Origin of the sequence: Xanthomonas prunicola (genome assembly GCF_002846205.1) — a bacterium.
GTDB lineage: Bacteria > Pseudomonadota > Gammaproteobacteria > Xanthomonadales > Xanthomonadaceae > Xanthomonas > Xanthomonas prunicola.
The window spans coordinates 117,240-131,594 of record NZ_PHKV01000006.1 but is presented as its reverse complement, the minus strand read 5'-3'; the positions used below and the strand labels follow the sequence as shown (position 1 = coordinate 131,594).

The 14,355-nt window shown below is 63.8% G+C and carries 15 protein-coding genes; 9 read left to right on the top strand and 6 right to left on the bottom strand.

What is annotated here, in order from left to right; all coding sequences use genetic code 11:
- Positions 1-11 precede the first annotated feature (11 nt).
- Positions 12-1,178, top strand: coding sequence for an FMN-dependent L-lactate dehydrogenase LldD (gene lldD, locus XpruCFBP8353_RS17460; protein WP_101364324.1), 1,167 nt, complete (start codon positions 12-14; stop codon positions 1,176-1,178).
- Positions 1,179-1,195: 17 nt separating this feature from the next.
- Here the strand turns inward: lldD and ku are convergent, their stop codons facing one another.
- Entirely contained in the window at positions 1,196-2,155 is a 960-nt protein-coding gene (ku, locus tag XpruCFBP8353_RS17455) for a non-homologous end joining protein Ku (RefSeq protein ID WP_101364323.1), read from the bottom strand.
- Entirely contained in the window at positions 2,155-2,553 is a 399-nt protein-coding gene (locus XpruCFBP8353_RS17450; RefSeq protein ID WP_101364322.1) for a hypothetical protein, read from the bottom strand. Before XpruCFBP8353_RS17450 ends, ku begins: the two co-directional genes overlap by 1 nt.
- Positions 2,554-2,704: 151 nt before the next feature.
- Here XpruCFBP8353_RS17450 and XpruCFBP8353_RS17445 point away from each other — a divergent pair, with 151 nt between their 5' ends.
- Entirely contained in the window at positions 2,705-2,884 is a 180-nt protein-coding gene (locus tag XpruCFBP8353_RS17445) for a hypothetical protein (RefSeq protein ID WP_101364321.1), read from the top strand.
- 93 nt (positions 2,885-2,977) lie between these two features.
- Here the strand turns inward: XpruCFBP8353_RS17445 and XpruCFBP8353_RS17440 are convergent, their stop codons facing one another.
- The 4 genes from XpruCFBP8353_RS17440 to XpruCFBP8353_RS17425 all read right to left on the bottom strand — a co-directional run bounded on the left by XpruCFBP8353_RS17440 (position 2,978) and on the right by XpruCFBP8353_RS17425 (position 8,700).
- Positions 2,978-3,373, bottom strand: coding sequence for a DUF779 domain-containing protein (locus tag XpruCFBP8353_RS17440; RefSeq protein WP_101364320.1), 396 nt, complete (start codon positions 3,371-3,373; stop codon positions 2,978-2,980).
- A gap of 20 nt (positions 3,374-3,393) precedes the next feature.
- Positions 3,394-4,422, bottom strand: coding sequence for an alcohol dehydrogenase AdhP (adhP, locus tag XpruCFBP8353_RS17435; protein ID WP_101364319.1), 1,029 nt, complete (start codon positions 4,420-4,422; stop codon positions 3,394-3,396).
- 168 nt (positions 4,423-4,590) lie between these two features.
- Positions 4,591-6,120 (bottom strand): aldehyde dehydrogenase, encoded by a 1,530-nt coding sequence (gene adh, locus XpruCFBP8353_RS17430; protein ID WP_101364367.1) that lies wholly within the window; start codon positions 6,118-6,120, stop codon positions 4,591-4,593.
- A gap of 435 nt (positions 6,121-6,555) precedes the next feature.
- Positions 6,556-8,700 carry a TonB-dependent receptor family protein gene (locus XpruCFBP8353_RS17425; RefSeq protein WP_162301102.1) on the bottom strand — a complete coding sequence of 715 codons (2,145 nt, stop codon included), beginning with the start codon at positions 8,698-8,700 and terminating at the stop codon, positions 6,556-6,558.
- Between the two features lie 155 nt (positions 8,701-8,855).
- Here XpruCFBP8353_RS17425 and XpruCFBP8353_RS17420 point away from each other — a divergent pair, with 155 nt between their 5' ends.
- The 7 genes from XpruCFBP8353_RS17420 to XpruCFBP8353_RS17390 all read left to right on the top strand — a co-directional run bounded on the left by XpruCFBP8353_RS17420 (position 8,856) and on the right by XpruCFBP8353_RS17390 (position 14,236).
- The gene (locus XpruCFBP8353_RS17420; RefSeq protein WP_101364317.1) at positions 8,856-10,058 is read left to right on the top strand and encodes an amino acid aminotransferase; all 1,203 of its coding nucleotides are present in this window, start codon (positions 8,856-8,858) and stop codon (positions 10,056-10,058) included.
- A gap of 521 nt (positions 10,059-10,579) precedes the next feature.
- Positions 10,580-11,590, top strand: coding sequence for a class 1 fructose-bisphosphatase (locus tag XpruCFBP8353_RS17415; RefSeq protein ID WP_101364316.1), 1,011 nt, complete (start codon positions 10,580-10,582; stop codon positions 11,588-11,590).
- A 323-nt stretch (positions 11,591-11,913) separates the two neighbouring features.
- Complete coding sequence (locus tag XpruCFBP8353_RS17410; protein WP_101364366.1) at positions 11,914-12,381, top strand: LuxR family transcriptional regulator; 468 nt, start codon at positions 11,914-11,916, stop codon at positions 12,379-12,381.
- Between the two features lie 124 nt (positions 12,382-12,505).
- Positions 12,506-13,030: a hypothetical protein gene (locus XpruCFBP8353_RS24380; protein WP_243391154.1), complete on the top strand. Its 525-nt coding sequence runs from the start codon at positions 12,506-12,508 to the stop codon at positions 13,028-13,030.
- Between the two features lie 149 nt (positions 13,031-13,179).
- Entirely contained in the window at positions 13,180-13,407 is a 228-nt protein-coding gene (locus tag XpruCFBP8353_RS17400) for a hypothetical protein (protein ID WP_133125665.1), read from the top strand.
- Between the two features lie 114 nt (positions 13,408-13,521).
- Complete coding sequence (locus XpruCFBP8353_RS17395) at positions 13,522-13,776, top strand: DUF2164 domain-containing protein (RefSeq protein ID WP_101364314.1); 255 nt, start codon at positions 13,522-13,524, stop codon at positions 13,774-13,776.
- Positions 13,777-13,846: 70 nt separating this feature from the next.
- Positions 13,847-14,236, top strand: coding sequence for a hypothetical protein (locus XpruCFBP8353_RS17390; protein ID WP_101364313.1), 390 nt, complete (start codon positions 13,847-13,849; stop codon positions 14,234-14,236).
- The last annotated feature ends 119 nt before the right edge of the window (positions 14,237-14,355 follow it).

Here is a 14,355-nt window from a genome sequence, read left to right as displayed (position 1 = left end):
TCCCGTCTTCGATGATCATTTCCGCCGCTTCCGACTACCGCGCCGCTGCCGAAGCACGCCTGCCGCCATTCCTGTTCCATTACATCGATGGCGGCGCGTATGCCGAGCACACCTTGCGGCGCAATGTCTCGGATCTGGCCGATGTCGCGCTGCGCCAGCGGGTGCTGCGCAATATGTCGGACCTGCGCCTGAGCACCGAACTGTTCGGCGAAACCCTGGCGATGCCGGTGGCGTTGGCGCCGGTCGGCCTGACCGGCATGTATGCACGCCGCGGCGAAGTGCAGGCGGCGCGTGCGGCGGCCGCACGCGGGATCCCGTTTACGTTGTCCACGGTGTCGGTGTGCCCGATCGAAGAAGTGGCGCCGGCGATCGCGCGGCCGATGTGGTTCCAGCTGTACGTGCTCAAGGACCGCGGCTTCATGCGCAACGCGCTGGAGCGCGCCAAGGCGGCCGGGGTGACCACGCTGGTGTTCACCGTGGACATGCCCACGCCGGGCGCGCGCTACCGCGATGCGCACTCGGGCATGAGCGGGCCCAACGCCTCGCTGCGGCGCATGCTGCAGGCGGTGACGCATCCGCGCTGGGCGTGGGATGTGGGCCTGCTCGGCAAACCGCATGATCTGGGCAATATTTCTGCTTACCGTGGCAGCCCCACCGGCTTGCAGGATTACATCGGCTGGCTGGGCGCCAACTTCGATCCGTCCATTGCCTGGAAAGACCTGGAATGGATCCGCGAGTTCTGGACCGGGCCGATGGTGATCAAGGGCATCCTGGACCCGGAGGACGCGCGCGATGCGGTGCGATTCGGCGCCGACGGCATCGTGGTCTCCAACCACGGCGGCCGTCAGCTCGACGGCGTGCTGTCCAGCGCGCGCGCCTTGCCGGCGATTGCCGATGCGGTGAAGGGCCAGCTCAAGATCCTGGCCGACTCTGGCATCCGCAGCGGGCTGGATGTGGTGCGCATGCTCGCGCTGGGTGCCGATGCGGTGCTGCTGGGGCGCGCCTTCGTCTATGCGTTGGCGGCCGGCGGGCAGGCTGGCGTGGAAAACCTGCTGGCCTTGATCGAAAAGGAAATGCGCGTCGCGATGACACTGACCGGCACGCACTCGATCGCCGAAATCAGCGCCGATGCATTGAGCCGGGTGACGCGCGAGCAGGCCGGCGCGGTATCGCCTTAACGCGGCTAACAGCCCGCCTACCCAGCCTTGCGCCTCGGCACAGCCGTCTTGGTGGCGGTCTTCTTGGTGGCCTTGCTTGCGGTCTTCCTGACGGCTTTCTTGGCGGCTTTTTTAACTGTGGTTTTTTTCGTCGCTGCGGTTGCCTTTTCGGCCGTACTGGCTTTCTTGGCTGGCGTACGCGTATTGGCCTGCAGGCTCTTCTGCAGCAACGACATGAAATCCACCACGTTGGTGGTGGCGTCTTCGTGCTGGGGCGGCTCCATGTCCACCGTGGTCGTGCCGCCCTTGTCCTGGATGCGCTTGCGCAGGATCTTCTCTAGCTTGCCGCGGAATTCGTCGTGGTAATCCTCCGGTTGCCAGGTGCCGGACATCGACTCGATCAGCTGCTTGGCCATCTCCTGTTCCTTGGGCGTGATGCGATAGTCGCCCACTGCGCCAGCCGGGAGCTTGTAGTCCTGGGGGTCCACCACTTCCTGCTGGTAACGCAGCAGCAGCAGGATCAAGGCATCGCCCTGCGGCATCACCGCCGCCAGATATTCGCGGGTGCGGATCACCACTTTGGCAATGCCTACCTTGCCGGTATCGCGCAAGGTTTCGCGTAGCAGCACATAGCCTTTTTCGGCCTTCTTGCCCGGTACCAGGATGTAGGGCTTTTCGAAGTAGCGCGGGTCGATGTCGGCCGCATCGACGAAGGTTTCCACTTCTACCGTTTCATGGCTTTCCGGCGAAGCGGAGCGGATGTCCTGCTCTTCGACGATGACGTAGCTGCCCTTGTCGTACTCGAACGCCTTGACGATCTCCTTCCACGGCACCTCGTCGCCGGTGTCGGCATTGACGCGCTCGAAGCGGATCGGCTTCTTGTCGCGCGAATCGAGCATGCGGAAATGCAGATCCACCTTGCGCTCGCCCGACATCAACGCCACCGGCACGTTGAGCAAGCCGAAGGAGAGGGTTCCGGTCCAGATCGGTCGTGCCATCAGTGTGCCGCTCCATGGATGGCCGCTTCGGGGATATGGTCCAGCGCCAGCCACGCGTCCTCGACAATCGTGCGCGCGTGCGGCCAGTCCAGACGCGAATCACCGCGCATGCTTTCCCATTGCGCGGCCAGCGCCTGCTCGCAGTGCGCATCGTGACCGCGCGGCCAGTCTGCGGCGTGGGTCAGGCGGGCGAATGCATACGCCGGGGAGAGATCGCGCCAGCTCGGCCCGCCCCGTCGTCGGCGCCGCTGGTAATCGGCCAGGCTATAGCACTGAAAGTCCTGCGCCACGCCCACTGCATCCAGCGGCGACCACTTGCGATGGATCCGCTTGGCAGCTGCAGGGTCCGCTTGCGGGCTGAACAGGCGACGGTCGGGACGGCGGTCCTGGGGGCGCATGGTCTGCTCCACGGTTAGCCTTGAAGGCCCACATCAGTAGCGCCGCTGCCGTGATCCATACGTGAGAAATTCGCATGCATTTTGCGATTTGCGTGCTCTTCACCCCGCACGCGATGAACTGACGGCCCATCCAGACACCAGGAGCGGCGCCATGTCCCGCGACCCCTTACGCGAACAGCCCACCCAGCCGGGCGAACAGCACGGCAAGCGCGATGCCGAACACTACGAAGACCGTGGTGCCGGCGATGCACCGGGGCGCTTGATTCCCGCCGATGACGAGACGCCGGCCAAGAAGCCGGGGACTGCACCATCCACTGCGACCGATGACTGAGTAGGAGTTCTTGATATCCATCTGGCGCGAAGCGTGCCAAACCCACTGGCATCAAGTCGCGCCGCAGCTGCTGCTGATCTCAAACTGCGTCGATTACGCCCGGCCGGCCTGCTGCAACTGCGCAAATTCCGCATCCTCAAACAGCCGCGACCGCACCAAAAAGCGTACGCCCTCGCCATTTTCGAGCGAGAACATGCCACCGCGCCCTGGCACCACATCGATGATCAGCTGGGTGTGCTTCCAGTATTCGAATTGCGGCGCGCTGATATAGAACGGCGCGCCGCCAATCTCGCCCAGCAGCACGTCGCGGTCGCCGACGATGAAGTCGCCGACCGCAAAGCACATGGGCGACGAGCCATCGCAGCAACCACCGGATTGATGGAACAGCAGATCACCGTGGCGTGCGCGCAAGGTGTCGATCAACTGCAGTGCCGCAGGTGTTGCCATGACCTGCAATGGCAAACTGTTCTGGGTGATCGTGCCGTGCATCGTCCGCCTCCTGTGTCCGCTCAGGCCGCCATGTCGAGCACGATACGCCCCTCGATCGTGCCGGCGCGCATCCGGGCAAAGACATCGTTGATGTTGTCCAGCGTATCGGTGGCCACCGTTGCGGCAACCTTGCCCTGCTCGGCAAAGGCCAGCGATTCCTGCAGATCCAGGCGGGTACCGACGATCGAGCCACGCACGGTCACGCCATTGAGCACCATGCCGAAGATATCCAGCGGAAAATCGCCCGGTGGCAGGCCGTTGAGCGATACCGTGCCGCCACGGCGCACCATGCCGATCGCCTGCTCGAAGGCCTTGGGCGATACCGCGGTGACCAACGCGCCGTGTGCGCCACCGATTTCCTTCTTGAGGTACGTCACCGGATCGGTGGTGCGCGCATTGAGCGTCACCGTTGCGCCCAGGCGCCTGGCCAGCGCCAGCTTGGCGTCGTCCACATCCACTGCGGCCACGTTCATTCCCATCGCCTTGGCATATTGCACTGCCATGTGGCCGAGCCCGCCGATGCCGGAAATCACCACCCACTGACCCGGCTTGGTATCGGTGACCTTCAGGCCCTTGTAGACGGTGACGCCTGCGCACAGGATCGGCGCGACCTCGACGAAGCCGATGCCCTTGGGCAGGTGGCCGACATAGTCCGCGTTGGCCAGCGCGTACTGCGCGAAGCCGCCATTGACCGAATAGCCGCTGTTCTGCTGCGCCTCGCACAGGGTCTCCCAGCCACCCAGGCAGTGCTCGCAATGCCCACAGGCTGAGTACAGCCAGGGAATGCCGACCCGGTCGCCTTCCTTGACGTGACGCACGCCCGCACCGACCGCCACCACGTGGCCCACCCCTTCATGGCCGGGGATGAAGGGTGGGTTGGGCTTGACCGGCCAGTCGCCTTGCGCGGCATGCAGGTCGGTGTGGCAGACCCCGCAGGCTTCGATCTTGACCAACAGATCGCCAGCATGCGGCCGCGGTATCTGCACTTCCTCGATCACCAGTGGTGCGCCGAACTGACGCACCACCGCCGCTTTCATTGTCGTGTCCATGCTGCACTCCGCACTGATAGTGCAGCCCACCCTAGGCGCCTTGAGGACGCCGTGCCTTGATCGAGGTCAATTCGCGCGTGCGCGGTTCATGAACAGCCGGTGCAGCGGCCCGGCGTTCCTGTGCCCGATCCATCACGCATTGCAGTCGAGCAATAGCAGGGCTACGCATCAGAAAAACCCTAGCGCCTTCGGTGAATAGCTCACCAGCAGGTTCTTGGTCTGTTGGTAATGGTCGAGCATCATCTTGTGATTCTCGCGGCCGATGCCCGACTGCTTGTAGCCGCCGAAGGCAGCGTGCGCGGGATAGGCGTGATAGCAGTTGGTCCACACCCGACCGGCCTGGATCGCGCGGCCCATCCGGTACAACCGCGACGCATCGCGGCTCCACACGCCGGCACCCAATCCATAGAGCGTGTCGTTGGCAATGGCCAGCGCCTCGGCTTCGTCCTTGAAGGTGGTGACCGACACCACCGGGCCGAAGATCTCTTCCTGGAACACGCGCATCTTGTTGTGGCCCTTGAAGATGGTCGGCTTGACGTAGAAGCCTTCGGCCAGTTCGCCATCGAGCGTGTTGCGCTCGCCGCCGATCAATACTTCAGCGCCTTCCTGCTTGCCGATGTCGATGTAGGAGAGGATTTTTTCCAGCTGCTCACTGGAGGCTTGCGCACCGACCATGGTGTTGGGGTCGAGCGGGTTTCCCTGCTTGATCGCCGCTACGCGCTTGAGCGCCTTTTCCATGAACCGGTCGTAGATCGATTCCTGGATCAGCGCGCGCGAGGGGCAGGTGCATACCTCGCCCTGATTGAAGGCGAACAGCACAAAGCCTTCCACGGCCTTGTCGAGAAAATCGTCGTCTTCGGCCATGACATCGGCGAAGAAGATGTTGGGCGACTTGCCGCCCAGCTCCAGCGTCACCGGAATCAGGTTCTGGCTGGCATATTGCATGATCAGCCGGCCGGTGGTGGTTTCGCCGGTGAAGGCGATCTTGGCGATGCGTGGGTTGCTGGCCAGCGGCTTGCCGGCCTCAAGCCCAAAACCGTTGACCACATTGAGCACGCCGGGCGGCAGCAGGTCGCCGATGACGTCCATCAGCACCAGGATCGACGCCGGCGTCTGCTCGGCCGGCTTCATCACCACGCAGTTGCCGGCCGCCAGGGCCGGGGCGAGTTTCCAGCATGCCATCAGCAACGGGAAATTCCACGGAATGATCTGTCCGACCACACCTAACGGTTCGTGGAAGTGATAGGCAATGGTGTCGCTATCGATCTCGGAAATGCCGCCTTCCTGCGCGCGTATCGCACCGGCGAAATAACGGAAGTGGTCCACGCATAACGGCACGTCGGCATTGAGCGTTTCGCGCACCGGCTTGCCGTTGTCCCAGGTCTCCGCGTACGCGAGCAATTCAAGATTCTGTTCAATGCGATCGGCGATCTTGAGCAGTACGTTGGAACGCTCAGTTGTGGAGGTCTTGCCCCAGGCTTCTTTTGCGGCGTGTGCGGCATCCAGCGCCGCTTCGATATCTGGTGCAGTGGAGCGCGCGATCGAGGTCAAGACCTTGCCGTTGATCGGCGTGGTGTTGTCGAAATACTGCCCCCCCTTCGGCGCCACCCAGGTGCCACCAATGAAGTTGTCGTAGCGCGGTTTGAAAATCGATTGTGGGTCGGTAGTGAGCGGCTTGGTGGCGGGTTGCGCGTTCATCATGGTCTCCGGGAAAGAGTGATCCGATGCGAACGTGTATACCCGCCCATCTGCTAGCGCAACGTTATGGTTGATGCTGTTGCGTTGCGTCATCGCCACAGTGGGATTTGCAATGCGAATGCCGCGGAAAAACGCTGCAGCGCGTCATTGATCTAATGAAACGCGGGGCGTCGCAGCATTGCCTTAGGCCTTCTCGTTTAGTGCCGTCGCTAGTTCCCATGCGTAGCAAAGATGGAGAGGCATTGCATGCGGCTATCGCCGCCTGATGAAGACACGCGCGTGATCTACGGCGCTTCATCGCGCCCAAAGGCACATCCAGGATGTACGCAAATCGCGCTCGCCGTTTGAACCGCGAAAAGCGCTTGCATGATGAGCGTCGAGACAGAGGCGACGAAGCGGCAGGCGCGTTATCCCACGCGTCACGCCGCCACACGCTCAACCACCAAAATCCCACTGCAGACCTACCGTATACGTGCGGTCCGGGCCCGGCTCGTAGTAGCGCCCGTTGCCATCGTTGACGATGACCGAGCCGACGTATTGCCGGTCCAGCACATTGTCGATGCGTGCAAAGGTGCGCAATGCACCGAACGTGGTGGTCCAGCGCCGGGAGGCTTCCAGATTGACCAACGCGTAGCCGGGCGCGCGCTCGGTGGCCAGGTCGTTGACCACGGTGGCACCGGAGGCCACCGATTCGGCGGCGAATTGCCACTGCGCCGGCTGCCATTGCCAACGCGCAAACAGCTGCTGACGCGGCACGCCGGGCAGGCGCGCACCGCTGGCTACCGGTGCGGTGGGCGTGGCGCAGCCGCTGCTGGCGCAGGTGAGGTAGCCATCGCGCACGGTGGCGTCGACGAAGGTGTAGGCCAGCTGCAGCTGCTGGGTGGTGCCCACCGGTTGATTCCAGCTCAGCTCCGCGCCCTGACGGCGGGTGGCGCCGATGTTGCGATAGGTGCTGCGGCCATTGGTGTTGCTGGCCACGGCCAGTTCGTCGTCGGTGTCGGCGCGGAACAACGCAAATTCCACCGCCGCGCCGCTTTGCGCGCGCCACTTGCTGCCAATTTCGTAGTTGCGGCTGGTCGCCGCGCCCAGGTCCAGCGCCAGGCCGGCGCCGCCATCGTTGCGGTAGCCCAGTTCGTTGAAGGTGGGCGTTTCGAAGCCGCGTCCGACCGAGGCGTAAAACCGCAGATCCTCGTCGGCGCGGAACACGATGCCGGCCACCGGCGTGGTCGCCGAATAATCGCGCCGGCCGCTGTCGTCGGGATTGCGGCCCACGATGTAGTGGTCGTCCGACTCGAAACGCACTTCGCTATGGCGCACGCCCAGGAGCGCCGACCAGCGATCGCTCCACTGCCACCACAGCTGCGCGAACTGGTCCACGTTCTCGACCTGGTCGCGCTGATTGCGGCGCACTACGCCCTTGACGCCCAGTGTGTCGCCGACAAAGTTTTCATAACCGGTCCGGTGCTGACGCTGGCGATCGACATTTGTGCCGACGGTCAGCTGCAGCGGCCGGCCCAGCGCCTCGCCTTGCCAGGCCCAGCGCGCATCGGCGCCCTCGTAATTGCTGTCCAGATCGATGACCCCGCCCGAATGCAGCGGGTTGCGCTGCACCGCCACCGGCACCGCCAGGAACTGCTCCACGCTGCGCTGCCCGCCGTAGGCCATCAGCCGCAGCGTCTGGCTGTCGAACTGCTGGGTGAAGATGGCGCCGGCCTGCGACTGGCGCACCGATTTGCGGGTGTTGAACTGGGTGGCCACCGACGTTGCCTGCGCCGGGTCGGCATTGAACTGGGCGCGGGTCAGGCCGAGCGGGTCCTGCGCGTCTGGTGCGTCCAGATAATTGAGCACCAGGTCCAGCCGGCGGCCCTCGGCCAGATCGAACCCGAGCTTGGCATTGACCGACTCGCGCTTGGCGCGGCTATGGGCGCGGAAGCCGTCGGTTTCGAAATGATTGGCGGCCAGGTTGTAGTGCACCGCGCCTTGCTGGCCGAGCAATTGCGCGCCCACATTGACGGTGGCATTGCTGCCATAGGTGGCGCGCAGCCGCCACGGATCGCCCGGCTTGCCGTCGGCGCTCCACAGCTGCAGCACGCCGCCGGAGGAATTGCCGTACAGCGCCGAAAACGGCCCGCGCAGCACTTCCACCCGCTCGGCGCCCAGCACGTTGAAGTGCGACAGTTGGCCCTGGCCGTCCGGCATGCTGGCCGGGATGCCGTCGACCAGCAGGCGCACGCCGCGCACGCCGAAGGTGGAGCGCGCACCGAAGCCGCGGATCGACAGCTGGGTGTCCTGCGCGTAGTTCTGGCGATCGCGCGCCACCAGGCCGGGGATGCCGTCCAGCAACTCGGAGACCTGCGCGCCGCGGCGGTTGTCGTCGTCGGCCGCCACCACAGTGACAGTGAAGGAGGCCGGCAGGTCGAAGTCGTCCACCCCGCGCACGCGCGCGGCGTCCACCTGCACGGTGGGCAAGCGCTGGATCGGTGTGGAGGCGGGTGGCGCCGGATCGGCGGCCAGGACGAGCGGCGTGACGCTCGTAGCGAACAGGCCGCACGCGGCGGCCAACAGGGTGAGTCTGGGCATGGGCGTAGTGTCCCTCATCCGTACTGCGCGCGCATTGTTGCGTACGGAACGAAGCATGCTACGCCGGCCATGGGCTGCTACGATGAAGTGGTTTGGCCCCGCAGCGGCCATTCCCCGGAAGTCCCTCACTCTTTCGTCCTTCAGCGAGTCATGCCGTGTCCTTCTTTGCAAACGTGGAACAGGTTCCAGGCGACCCCATCCTGGGCCTGACCGAGGCCTACAACGCCGATAGCCGCCCCAACAAGGTCAATCTGGGCGTGGGCATCTATTACGACGAAAACGGGCGCATCCCGCTGTTGCGCGCCGTGCACAAGATCGAGCAGCAGCTCGCGCAGGACGCCAAACCGCGCGGCTATCTGCCCATCGACGGCCTGGCCGCGTACGACAAGGCCACCCAGGAGCTGCTGTTCGGCGCCGAGTCGGCGCTGGTGGCCTCCGGGCGCGTGGCGACCTCGCAGACCGTCGGCGGCAGCGGCGCGCTGCGCGTGGGCGCGGACCTGCTCAAGAAGCTGCTGCCCACCTCCACCATCGCCATCAGCAACCCGAGCTGGGAAAACCATCGCGCGGTGTTCGGCGCGGCCGGCTTCGAGGTGGTGGATTACACCTATTTCGATGCGGCAACCCATGGCCTGAACTTCGACGGCATGCTCGCCGACCTGGCCAAGCTCGAACCGGGCACGGTGGTGCTGCTGCACGCCTGCTGCCATAACCCCACCGGCGCGGACCTGACCAAGGACCAGTGGAAGCAGGTCGCCGGCCTGTTGAAAGAGCGCAACCTGTTCCCGTTCGTCGACATCGCCTACCAGGGCTTCGACAAGGGCATCGAAGCCGATGCCTACGCGGTGCGTCTGCTGGCCGCCGAAGGCATCGACAGCTACGTGGTGGCCAGCTCGTATTCCAAGTCGTTCTCGCTGTACGGCGAGCGCGTGGGTGCGCTGTCGGTGGTCTCGGCCACTGCGGCCGAAGCCAAGGCGGTGCAGTCGCAGGTCAAGCGCATCATCCGCACCATCTATTCCAGCCCGTCCACGCACGGCGCCGCGCTGGTGGCCGGCGTGCTGACCAGCCCGGAATTGCGCGATCTGTGGGAGCAGGAACTGACCGAAATGCGTGAGCGCATCCATTCGCTGCGTGCAGGCCTGGTCGAAAAACTGGCCACGCTGGGCTCGCCGGAATTCGCCTTCATCCAGCGCCAGGCCGGCATGTTCTCTTACTCGGGCCTGACCAGAACGCAGGTGGACCGCCTGCGCGAGGAGTTCGCCATCTACGCCGTGGGCACCGGCCGCATCTGCGTGGCCGCACTGAGCCAGCGCAACCTGGACTACGTGGCACAGGCCGTGGCGACCGTCAGCCGGATGTAAGCGACCGCATCGCGATCGGCCACACCGGCCAATGCCAGCAAACCGGGAGCGCGCCAGCCTCCCGGTTTTTTTGTACCCGCAGATGCCGCTCCGTCCCCAATCCTCGCCAACCCACCACCACTCACGCACCGGCATCGCTCCCTTCCCCCGCCCGCGGGGGAAGGTGCCCGAAGGGCGGATGGGGGCAAGCGCAGCCCAACCATCACCAACTCACCATCACCCACGCACCGGCATTGCTCCCTTTCCCCGCCTGCGGGGGAAGGTGCCCGAAGGGCGGATGGGGGCAAGCGCAATACAACCATCTCCAACCCACTACCACCCACGCACCGGCATCGCTCCCTTCCCCCGCCTGCGTGAAAGGTGCCCGAAGGGCGGATGGGGGCAAGCGCAGCGCAATCATCGCTGCCCCCCATTCGCGCATGTTCGATCAATCACGCTGCAAAACGCGCAGCAAGTGATCGAAATCTAACGTCGCAATGGCGACAATGGCGGCCCACTTCCTACACAGGCTGCCCGCCCCCATGTCGCGTCCCTCGCTGACCCGCTTCCTGATCGAAGAGCAACACGCCGGCCGTATCGATGCGGAATTGCGCCAGCTGATCACCATCGTCTCGCGCGCGTGCAAGCGCATTTCCATTGCCGTGAGCAAGGGCGCCCTGGGCGGCGTGCTCGGCGATGCCGGCACCGGCAACGTGCAGGGTGAGGCGCAAAAAAAGCTCGATGTGCTCAGCAACGACATCCTGCTCGAAGCCAATGCCTGGGGCGGTCACCTGGCCGCGTGCGCGTCCGAAGAAATGGACCACAGCCAGCCGGTGCCCGACCAATACCCCAGCGGCGACTTCCTGCTGCTGTTCGACCCGCTCGATGGCAGCTCCAACATCGACGTCAACGTGTCGGTGGGCACCATCTTCTCGGTGCTGCGCGCACCCAAGGGCACCGAGAAGCCCGGCGACGAGCACTTCCTGCAGCCGGGCACGCAACAGGTGGCCGCCGGCTACTGCATCTACGGCCCCAGCACGATGCTGGTGCTCACGCTGGGCCACGGCACCCACGCCTTCACCCTGGAGCGCGAGGAAGGCAGTTTCCTGCTGACCCAGGCCAACATGCGCGTGCCCGAGGACACCGCCGAATACGCCATCAACATGTCCAACCAGCGCCACTGGGAACCTGCGATGCAGTCCTACGTGGGCGACCTGCTGGCCGGCAAGGACGGCGCGCGCGGCAAGGACTTCAACATGCGCTGGATCGCCAGCATGGTCGCCGACGTACACCGCATCCTCACCCGCGGCGGCATCTTTATCTACCCCTGGGACAAGAAGGACCCTTCCAAGCCGGGCAAGCTGCGCCTGATGTACGAAGCCAACCCGATGAGCATGCTGGTCGAGCAAGCCGGCGGCGCGGCGACCACCGGGCGCGAACGCATTCTGGACATCCAACCCACGCAGCTGCATCAGCGCGTACCGGTGTTCCTGGGTTCGAAGAACGAAGTGAACGAGGCGACGCGGTATCACCTGGATGCGGATAAGGCGTGAGACTGCGGTTGCAGCTCAGGCGGCGCGTAAGCTCGACTCCACCAAGACACCCGCCTAGTGCGGGTGTCTTGGTATATGGCGCTCGCTGATTGCGTTGCCTATTAGGCGGCGGGGAGCCAACTGACGACTCGATATTTCCCTCATAGGTCGTCATTTGACTCCACACGGGTCTGCAGTGAGTATCGCCCTCGGACCGGAGCCGGAGTGGGCTGATCTATGCGACGTCGATTTCCAATCGCACCGCCTTGCACCAGTCAGCCGACTGCCCGCAGGGATCACATATCGACAAGGGAGTTCTCATGAAGACCGCATGCGTTGCACTGGTGGCTGCCGTCATGTTGCAGGCCACGCCTGCCTTCTCTGCATCAACTGCGCCATCGCCACTGGTCGGAACCTGGCTGCTGGACACCAGCAGCCTGCCGATGCCACCGGCAGCACGACCCAAACGCGTTGTCCTGGATTTCAAACAGGTTCCCGGCAACAAATGGTCCACCAGGGCCGAGATCGTCGACCACGACAACAAGACGCTGCAGGCACAATCCACGCTCTTGCTGGACGGCACACCGGGCAAGGCCTCGGGCACCTACCTGGTCGATCGCGCCGCAGCCAAAATGCCCGAGCCCGGCGTACTGGTGATGCAGTTGATGTACCAAGGTGTGCCGGCATCCACCCGCACCTATACGGTCAGCGCCGACGGCCTGGTGATGACCGAGATCGAAGCCTACTTCAAGGACGGCAACCCGGTAATGCGCACGGCGTATTTCAAGCGCGCGCAACGGCAGAGCAAGTAAGCGACATCGAGTCGCGCCGTACCATGGCGCGACTCGATGTTTTGGGAGACCTCGCAGTTCGACCGCTGGCCTGAGGTGCGCTGCGTTCTCCGCTCGACGAAGTGAAAAAGCCTAGGAGACCCCCGTGAGGGAAATCTGGAATATCACGCCGAATAGGGGCCTGGGACCGCTTGAATTCGGCATGACGCAAGCGCAAGTTGCCGCGTTCGAAAGTGTCATGGGACCCGTTGAGGAAACGACAGAAGAATTGCTGCCCGACGGTAGCCTGGCAATCAACCAGTTCCGTCATCGCGACGCGCCGTCGTGTTCGTTTCGACGGGGACGATTGACCTATCTTTCGATTGGACAGTCCGACACGATCGACATCCGGTTCCAGGACGTTTCTGTCTTCGACGACGATCCGAAGCTTGTCTACTCGACGCTCGGGCGAGCGGCAGATGCCGTCTTTTGGCATCACAACAGTGTCATCATGCCATCGCTGGGACTTGAACTGGCCGGTTTCGTGATTGAATACAGCCCGAAAGGAAAACCCCCTGTTTTCGTCAGCAAGACAACGGCATTTACCTGGCCGCAATTGGTGCTCGTTCAACCCGGCCAGGAACATTTCAGAAAAGAGGATTTGATCGAGATTTCCAGCGTGGCGCAGTGATATCGAACCAGGCTATAAGTATCCCGATCGTCACTGTGCCACGACCTCAGTCAAGTTGATGGACGAGCGCACTATGCAGAGAGTTATCTACATGCGTGGAATCCATATCGCCCATGTAGGTGAGCTGATGTGCACTAGGCAAGATGTGCATGACAGGCTTGATGACGGCGACCGCACCCTCATTGGAGAGCTGGTGTGTTGATTTCGAGTACGACCTGCATTGCGACGCGGCCGGCATGACGGGGCCGGTTCAGCGCAAGGCGCTATTGCCAGCCATGGCACAGGTGGCGAAGGCGGGCTTGAAGGTTCTCGCCGTCTCGATATACCTTGCCTACATTCGGGCAGGCCGGCCTTCCCGTTGGCCGGTTGCCACCTAAGCCTCAATCTCGATACCGGCCAGGCAAGCGATTGGGTTCAACAGGCACGGGTCGCCCCAAGCTGCCCGTGTCTCGACGCAAATCGTCCCGAAACCGTAGTTGAGCCGAGCCTCCATGACCGACATCACATTCACCGAAGGCGAGCGGGCGGCGATCATCCGCAAGGTCCAGCTTTACTTCAGCGAAGAACTGAAGCAGCAGATCGGACGCTTCGATGCAGAGTTCCTGCTCGATTTCTTTGCCGAGGAGGTCGGAGCGTACTTTTACAATCGCGGCGTCTACGATGCCCAGGCGATCATCGCCAAGCAGCTGGACGATCTGGGAGAGTCGATCTACCAGCTGGAACGCCCGACCGAGTTCAAGAAGTGACTTGCCTCACCACGCGGATGCGATGATGAGAGCCAGCAACCGCGTTCCTACAAGCAGGGATGGCGTGCGAATGACCATGCGTAATTCCCGTTTCATTCTCGTGCTGGTTGGCGTGTTGCTGCCCTATGCGGCGCGCCTGCCGCGCGGGGTGGAATGGCTTGCGCAATACACCGGCACGGCTATCGGCGGCTGGCTGTTCTTCGCGGCGTTCAATGCGATTGCATGGGGCGCGCTACTCGGCATCAGTTTTCTATACCGGCGCCCTGTCTCGCTACTTATTCCCTGCGCGCTTGGCTTCGGTGCGCTGGCCTGGGCGCACGCCACGCTGGATCTGCGTGCCGACGCGCAGTCGGCGCTGGCGCTGATCTTCATCCCGATCTATGCACTGCTGCCCATTGCGGTGGGCGGGGCGCTCGGCTATCTGCTGGACCGGCGATTGCGACGCACGGCAGCACACTGATGCACTCAGCGCATACGTCCTGCCAGCCGCTGCGCGTGCGGCCACGTGCGATGACCGGCACGACCGCTCCCACGCTTTAAGCGACAGAACGACCAAACCCTGCCGCCGGGCACCATGGC

Coding starts and splice junctions, on each gene's coding strand:
- lldD (WP_101364324.1), top strand. CDS start 12: ATGATCATTTCCGCCGCTTCCGACTACCGCGCCGCTGCCGAAGCACGC.
- ku (WP_101364323.1), bottom strand. CDS start 2,155: ATGGCACGACCGATCTGGACCGGAACCCTCTCCTTCGGCTTGCTCAAC.
- XpruCFBP8353_RS17450 (WP_101364322.1), bottom strand. CDS start 2,553: ATGCGCCCCCAGGACCGCCGTCCCGACCGTCGCCTGTTCAGCCCGCAA.
- XpruCFBP8353_RS17445 (WP_101364321.1), top strand. CDS start 2,705: ATGTCCCGCGACCCCTTACGCGAACAGCCCACCCAGCCGGGCGAACAG.
- XpruCFBP8353_RS17440 (WP_101364320.1), bottom strand. CDS start 3,373: ATGCACGGCACGATCACCCAGAACAGTTTGCCATTGCAGGTCATGGCA.
- adhP (WP_101364319.1), bottom strand. CDS start 4,422: ATGGACACGACAATGAAAGCGGCGGTGGTGCGTCAGTTCGGCGCACCA.
- adh (WP_101364367.1), bottom strand. CDS start 6,120: ATGAACGCGCAACCCGCCACCAAGCCGCTCACTACCGACCCACAATCG.
- XpruCFBP8353_RS17425 (WP_162301102.1), bottom strand. CDS start 8,700: ATGCCCAGACTCACCCTGTTGGCCGCCGCGTGCGGCCTGTTCGCTACG.
- XpruCFBP8353_RS17415 (WP_101364316.1), top strand. CDS start 10,580: ATGTCGCGTCCCTCGCTGACCCGCTTCCTGATCGAAGAGCAACACGCC.
- XpruCFBP8353_RS17400 (WP_133125665.1), top strand. CDS start 13,180: ATGACAGGCTTGATGACGGCGACCGCACCCTCATTGGAGAGCTGGTGT.
- XpruCFBP8353_RS17395 (WP_101364314.1), top strand. CDS start 13,522: ATGACCGACATCACATTCACCGAAGGCGAGCGGGCGGCGATCATCCGC.
- XpruCFBP8353_RS17390 (WP_101364313.1), top strand. CDS start 13,847: ATGACCATGCGTAATTCCCGTTTCATTCTCGTGCTGGTTGGCGTGTTG.